Genomic DNA, 4,552 nt, shown 5'->3' with positions numbered 1-4,552 from the left:
CAACATTTAGATCGACAGTTAGCGGCTTTAAAAGACGTTGATAAATTATTTACGGATAAATTAAGTGGGGCTAACACTAATCGGCCAGAACTGCAAAAAATGCTGGCCTATATTCGTGAGGGTGATATCGTCCTGGTCACTGAATTAGATCGCTTAGGCAGAAACAACCAGGATTTAACTAAGATTATGAACACCATTCAAAATAAGGGGGCCACCTTAGATGTGTTAAATTTACCGTCCATGACCGGGATTGCGGATCCCAACTTACGGCAACTGATGACCAACTTGATTATTGAACTCTATAAGTATCAGGCCGAAAGTGAACGTAAGCGAATCATTGAGCGCCAGCAGCAAGGAATTGCCTTAGCTAAGCGACAGGGTAAATATCATGGGCGCAAACCCCAATACACCCAAGACGATCCCCGCCTGCAACATGCTTTTAAGCTTTACCAGGCAGGCATGAGTGACATTGATGTGACTCGAAATACCGGGATTAAACGGACGACCTTTATCAGATATCGCAAAAAGTTTAATATAAAAAGATGAGACTTATATGTCAGATAAATTAAAAACCGTTTTTTATGAGCAGCAAAACTATTTTGAGAAAATGATGGGAATCATGTTAGAGTGGTATCATTTATTAATCGGAATGCAAACAACTGTGCTCAACATAGTTCTGAAAGTGTTTGTTGTTCCATTCTTCGATTGCATGCTTAGTAGCTTTCGATTCATCGTACACGTTTTTATTTTCAAGATTGTATTTGAAAATAAAATGTTACCTTTTACCCTAGAAAGGTAACGCCAAAAGAAAAATTCCCAATGCATTTAGCAAAGGGAATTTTTTGTAATTAATTCGTGGTTTTTTTGATAATCATTTGAAAGTGAATTATCGAATTGTGGCCCCTAATACGTTTTTAAAATGATTCATCGCCCATTCAGCACCAGCTGGTGAGAACGTGGCCACGGCTGCTTGTGGAATCACAATGTGGTAATCCAGGTTGTAGGCACTGATTGCGGTGTGGAGGACACAAATATCAGTGCAGACACCAGCAATCCAGACTTCATCAATCCGCCGTTCCCGCAGGTAGTTATCCAAATTGGTGTTTTGGAAGGAGGAGTAACGGTTCTTATTGAATTTGTAGACATGGGAGTCGTCATGATGTTGATCAAACCAGCTGCCGACTTGGCCGTATAGTTTCTGACCGGTCGTCCCAATAATATTATGGGCCGGATATAGTTTGGTTTCTGGATTGAATGGGTCATTAAGCCGGTGACCATCAGTAGGAAAGATCACATAATCATGCTGGCTTAAGAATTGATCGGCTAACCGCATAATTTCTGGGGCCAACGTCTGCGCTGGCTTGCCAACCGTTAGTGATCCCTTATCAGCCACAAAGTCGTTTGTATAGTCAATAATTAAGAGCGCTTTAGCCATCTTAATGTTCCTCCGTAAATTGAGCTTTAGTAATTAACTGTTCTTGCAATTCAGCCAATGTAGCTGTTAAGTAAACTGGGTACCGATCGGGGTTAACTAACCGTTTTGTGGCTTCTGGTAATTCTGCTACTTGATCCATTGAGAATTGCTGAATCTTAAAGAGATCATTTTCGATTGGGGAAGCATTGGAACCCAGATATTCTTGCATCAATGGCTTAGCATTAAAATTAGTCAGAACTTGGCTGGCGTGCGTGGCTGCCGAATTAGCATTAACCACTTTCAATGGAGCCGTGATGTGCTCATCAGCCAGGGCAATCACATCGGCGATCGCTTGATGAAGGTTATCTTGCCGGTAAATCCGGTAAACTTGCTTATTACCAGGAAGGGTGATCTTTTCTCTGCTATCACTAACCTTAATTTTTGGGATCCATTGATCATTAATCTTTTCTTCGGCGAGCTTATAAACGCCACTTAATACCGGACTGGAGGAACTGGTAATTAAACGTTCCCCAATCCCAAAGTTATCAATTGGAGCTCCTTCATCCAACAACGACTTAACTACATGCGCATCAAGGGCATTTGAAGCTGTAATCTTTGCCTTGGGGAAGCCAGCATCATCGAGCATCTTCCGGGCTTTGATGGCTAATTGCGAAATGTCACCGGAATCTATCCGGATCCCGACTGGTTGGTGCCCTTGAGCGCTAACTTGCTTGAAGACCCGAATCGCGTTCGGCACTCCTGACTTCAAGACATCATAAGTATCAACGAGCAAGGAAACTTTGTCAGGATAAACCTTGGCCCAAGCTTGAAAGGCACTTAATTCATCAGAGAAGCTTTCGACCCAGGCATGTGCCATTGTGCCGGCCGCGGGAATATTAAATTTACTGGCTGCTTGTAAGTTCGACGTGCTGGTACAACCGCCGATCACCGCGGCTCGCGCCCCATACGTGGCGGCATCAGGGCCTTGCGCCCGCCGCGCGCCAAATTCCATAATTGGTCGGCCTTGAGCGGCATGGTTGATTTGCCAAGACTTCGTCGCAATTAATGATTGATGGTTAATGATGTTTAGAATAAAGGTTTCTAACAGCTGGGCTTCAATCAACGGTCCACTAATTGAAATAATTGGTTCCCGTGGGAAAACAGGGGTTCCTTCTGGTAAAGCCTTAATCGAGCAGTGATTTTTAATCTTGCTCAGGTAATCCAAAAACTCGGGAGTAAATTCATTCAGGGAGGTCAGGTATTCAATATTCTCCTTAGTGAAATGCCAATTTTGAACTTGTTCTACCACCTGCTGGAGACCAGCGACAATGACAAAACTACCGTTGTCGGGAACCCGGCGGTAAAAGACGTCGAAGCGAGCTTGTCGATCATGGGGTAGGGTAGCGTAGTACCCATTGGCCATGGAAAATTCATATAAGTCGGTTAATAGTTGTAGATTCATCTTAAATGCTTCCTTTTAAGTAAAAATTACTTTAATTTGGCTAAAAATAAAAGTATGGTTGACTTTTATTTACGTCTAGTATAAATACTTTGCAGCAAAATGCAAATGATGCCCTTTAGTTAAGTTGGTAGAGCTTTGGTGGCCGCCCAGAATGGTTCAAAGTGGCGACCCCGACTTCTTTGAAGAGGTGGTTGTGAGTTTTCTTAAAGTTGGAATTATCAATCTTGTCAATTGTCGTACCTAAGAAAGCCGCAAAGACTTCGCGCGCTTGGCGCAGGGTAAAGGTATTACCTAAGATCCGAAGAATTTGGGGTTGATAGTCCAGCTTGTTTTTAATCCGATTAATGGCGGTAGTAATGATTTGAATATGATCAAAGACCAGGTGACCGGCGGGACTTAGGATAATCTCCTGTTGGTCATGGGTGATCACATAGTTGCCCTGATCTTTATCAAGCACGAACCATTGGGCATCTGTGGCCCCATACCCTGGATGCAATTTTGGGGTTGATGGTAAATAGGTCATATAGGCGAGTGCCAGTGCCCGAGTTCCCGTAACCCGCTTGGGATCTGTAAAGGTGGCCAGTTGTTCGGTTGAATTCATCGGAACTTGCAGGCCAATTTTATCGTCAATTAGACGAATGCAGGCCGCGTCGGCACTCTCTTTACTCCGCAAGAGGGTTTCGGGGAGGGCCCAATGTCCCTTTAGAGGTTCATCTGCCCGCTTAATCAATAGTAATTGTGGTCGGTGTAATTCAGTATTAAAACTCCAAATGACGTTGGTGATGGTCACCAATGGCCGGGCAATAATTTCACTATCCAATTGACGCTCCTCCCTTCATAATTGTTAACTCAACTCTATTTTAGCATTTCTCGGCCACTAGTAATTGCCCAGTTGCTTTAAATCATGTTTGACGAGGATTGCTAAATTTTGAATGGTGATCGACGTCGGCTGGGCTAACCATAAGCAAAAAGTATTCCAGAAAATACCGACGGCAATGCGGGTCATATATTCAACTTTGGTATCGTTAGTGACATCGACGTGTCAAGCAACACTGGGGTGGCGGAGATGGAAACGCCGAAAGAAAACCGGCATCGTTTGGTTAGTATTATCCAAGATCTTATAGCTTAAACCAGCTTTAACTAACAAAGCCAATTTAGCTGAGTGAGCTGGCCAGTAAGTAAAGAAGTCATCGATGACTTCTTTATAGGTTTGGGGGTTAACTTGCAAGATCCAATCAGTGTATTTCTTTAGTAAGGAAATAACATACTGATTAATCACATCGTCTTTGCTTTTGAAATTCCGGTAAAAAGTCCGCCGGGAAATACGGGCTTGGTTACTAATATCGATCACGAAAATTTCTTGGTACGGTTTGACGGTTAATAATTTTTTACAGGCTCAAACCAAAGAACAATCAGCTTTTATTGAGCTACTTAAACAGCAGTTAGAGGTTAAGGACGAACAGATTGCAACGACTAATAGGATTGCCGATCAAGCACAACAATTAGATTTAACTACACACAAACAATCACAACCATCATTACCTCAACAAACCGAATCTGAGAGAGCGTAAAATATCTTGTGTAAATGCATAAAAGATTTCTGAATTGTATAGAAATAGGGAATGCCTTCCCTTATGATATTTAGTAACCACAGAAAACATCACAGGAGGCATTCC

General features: G+C 42.7%; 6 protein-coding genes. 2 read left to right on the top strand and 4 right to left on the bottom strand.

Features of this window, described 5'->3' with window-relative positions; genetic code table 11:
• Positions 1–546: recombinase family protein (locus EKM87_RS12155; protein ID WP_164506506.1), on the top strand; the 546-nt coding region annotated here is incomplete at its 5' end.
• A 340-nt stretch (positions 547–886) separates the two neighbouring features.
• Here EKM87_RS12155 and EKM87_RS12145 read toward each other — a convergent pair.
• From EKM87_RS12145 to EKM87_RS12130, 4 genes are all read right to left on the bottom strand, one after another.
• Positions 887–1,435 (bottom strand): cysteine hydrolase family protein, encoded by a 549-nt coding sequence (locus tag EKM87_RS12145; RefSeq protein WP_003712348.1) that lies wholly within the window; start codon positions 1,433–1,435, stop codon positions 887–889.
• Between the two features lies 1 nt (position 1,436).
• Positions 1,437–2,876, bottom strand: a complete 1,440-nt coding sequence (locus EKM87_RS12140; RefSeq protein ID WP_057785053.1) for a nicotinate phosphoribosyltransferase — start codon at positions 2,874–2,876, stop codon at positions 1,437–1,439.
• Between the two features lie 115 nt (positions 2,877–2,991).
• The gene (locus tag EKM87_RS12135; RefSeq protein ID WP_107696700.1) at positions 2,992–3,696 is read right to left on the bottom strand and encodes an NUDIX hydrolase; all 705 of its coding nucleotides are present in this window, start codon (positions 3,694–3,696) and stop codon (positions 2,992–2,994) included.
• A 222-nt stretch (positions 3,697–3,918) separates the two neighbouring features.
• Positions 3,919–4,227 (bottom strand): TetR/AcrR family transcriptional regulator, encoded by a 309-nt coding sequence (locus EKM87_RS12130; protein WP_236008262.1) that lies wholly within the window; start codon positions 4,225–4,227, stop codon positions 3,919–3,921.
• A 19-nt stretch (positions 4,228–4,246) separates the two neighbouring features.
• On the opposite strand from EKM87_RS12130, the gene EKM87_RS12125 reads away from it, so the two are divergent.
• On the top strand, positions 4,247–4,447 hold the full coding sequence (locus tag EKM87_RS12125; RefSeq protein ID WP_225361824.1) for a DUF536 domain-containing protein: 201 nt from the start codon (positions 4,247–4,249) through the stop codon (positions 4,445–4,447).
• The last annotated feature ends 105 nt before the right edge of the window (positions 4,448–4,552 follow it).

This window comes from Levilactobacillus yonginensis, from assembly GCF_003946265.1.
Classification (GTDB): Bacteria; Bacillota; Bacilli; order Lactobacillales; family Lactobacillaceae; genus Levilactobacillus; species Levilactobacillus yonginensis.
This window is presented reverse-complemented; position numbering and strand designations above follow the sequence as displayed.

Excerpts from the sequence above, each read along its gene's own strand:
- EKM87_RS12145 (WP_003712348.1), bottom strand. The coding sequence starts at position 1,435 with ATGGCTAAAGCGCTCTTAATTATTGACTATACAAACGACTTTGTGGCT.
- EKM87_RS12140 (WP_057785053.1), bottom strand. The coding sequence starts at position 2,876 with ATGAATCTACAACTATTAACCGACTTATATGAATTTTCCATGGCCAAT.